At 66.7% G+C, this 1572-nt stretch carries 2 protein-coding genes and 1 pseudogene; all 3 read left to right on the top strand.

Annotated elements, in window-relative coordinates:
• Window positions 1–219, top strand: a 219-nt coding sequence (locus tag NYR58_RS20315; protein ID WP_261522937.1) for a hypothetical protein, incomplete at its 5' end; no start/stop codon positions are given.
• Window positions 216–1094 carry an ATP-binding protein gene (locus NYR58_RS20310; protein WP_050475372.1) on the top strand — a complete coding sequence of 293 codons (879 nt, stop codon included), beginning with the start codon at window positions 216–218 and terminating at the stop codon, window positions 1092–1094. The genes NYR58_RS20315 and NYR58_RS20310, both read left to right, overlap by 4 nt.
• Window positions 1095–1108: 14 nt before the next feature.
• Window positions 1109–1572, top strand: a pseudogene (locus tag NYR58_RS20305) (hypothetical protein); the annotation flags it as partial.

Raw genomic sequence — 1572 nt, 5'->3', positions numbered from 1 at the left:
GACCTGCGCTCGAAATCCTATTTCGTCGAAAGCGCCGCGGAATACGTCGCCATCCCGGACCTCATCGCGGACCCCGAACTGCTCGACGACGCGCGGCGCTTCATGCGGCGCAAGGGCATCGAGTGTCTGGCCGAAGCGGATCGACTGGACGCGCTCTACGCCGCCGTGACCAGCAGTGATCCCGTTGCAACGTGCAAGCCGCAGGAGGTGCCGGCATGACCCTTCCCATCATCACCGCAGATGAGCGGCTGGCCGAGATGCGTGGCGTGAAGGCCGCGATCTTCGGAGCCAGCGGCGCGGGAAAGACCACGCTGTTGCGAACCCTCAAGGCAAGCACGACGCTGTTCTTCGATCTCGAGGCCGGCGATCTCGCCATCGAGGGGCTGGCAATCGACACGATCCGCCCGCGGACATGGCGGGAATGCCGCGACTTCGCGGTGTTCATCGGCGGCCCCAACCCGGCGCTGCGGAAGGACCAGCCCTACAGCGAGGACCACTACCGGGCGATCTGCCAGAAGTACGGCGATCCGAAGGTACTGGAGAAGTACGACACGGTCTTCATCGACTCGATCACCGTGGCGGGTCGGCTCTGCTTCCAATGGTGCAAGGGCCAGCCGGAGGCGCATTCCGACAAGACCGGCAAGCCGGATATCCGCGGCGCCTACGGGCTGCACGGGCGCGAGATGATCGCCTGGCTCACGCATCTGCAGCACACGCGGGCGAAGAACGTGATCTTCGTCGGGATCCTCGACGAGAAGCTCGACGACTTCAATCGCAAGGTCTTCGTCCCGCAGATCGACGGATCGAAGACCGGGCTCGAGCTGCCCGGCATCGTCGACGAGGTGCTGACACTCACCTCGCTGCCCGACGACAAGGGTGTGCCGCAGCGCGTCTTCGTCTGCCAAACGCAGAACCGCTGGGGCTACCCGGCCAAGGACCGCTCCGGTCGTCTCGACCTGCTCGAGCCGCCGCATCTCGGCCGGCTCATCGAGAAGATCCGCCAGCCGCTGCCGATCGATGCGCGCCCGCTCGTCACCGATGCGCCGCGCATCCCGGCGCCCGCCGCGACCCCTCAATCCGATCCCACCAACTGAAAGGACCCCACGCCATGACCGGTCTCTGGAACGATTTCAACGACGCGCAGTCGAACACGAACCTCATCCCCAAGGGGACGCTCGCCAAGGTGCGGCTGACCATCCGCCCCGGCGGCTTCGACGATCCCTCGCAGGGCTGGACCGGGGGCTATGCGACCCGCGGCTCCACCGGTGCGGTGTATCTCAACGGCGAGTTCACCGTGCTCGAGGGCCCCTATGCCCGGCGCAAGATCTTCACGCTGATCGGGCTGTACAGCCCCAAGGGGCCGGACTGGGCCAACATGGGCCGCAGCCTCGTCCGCGGCATGCTGAACTCGGCGCGTGGGATTTCCGACAAGGACACCTCGCCCGAGGCGCAGGCGGCGCGCCGGATCAACGGCTTCGCCGATCTCGACGGGCTGGAGTTCGTCGCGCGCATCGACATCGGCACCGACGCGATGGGCGAGGAGAAGAACGAGATCCGCGCGGCGGTCACGCC

The sequence above is a fragment of the Chelativorans intermedius genome (assembly GCF_025398255.1).
GTDB lineage: Bacteria > Pseudomonadota > Alphaproteobacteria > Rhizobiales > Rhizobiaceae > Chelativorans > Chelativorans intermedius.
Note: the sequence above shows the minus strand (reverse complement) of the source record. Positions and strands in the feature narration are given on the sequence as shown.

Excerpts from the sequence above, each read along its gene's own strand:
- NYR58_RS20310 (WP_050475372.1), top strand. The coding sequence starts at position 216 with ATGACCCTTCCCATCATCACCGCAGATGAGCGGCTGGCCGAGATGCGT.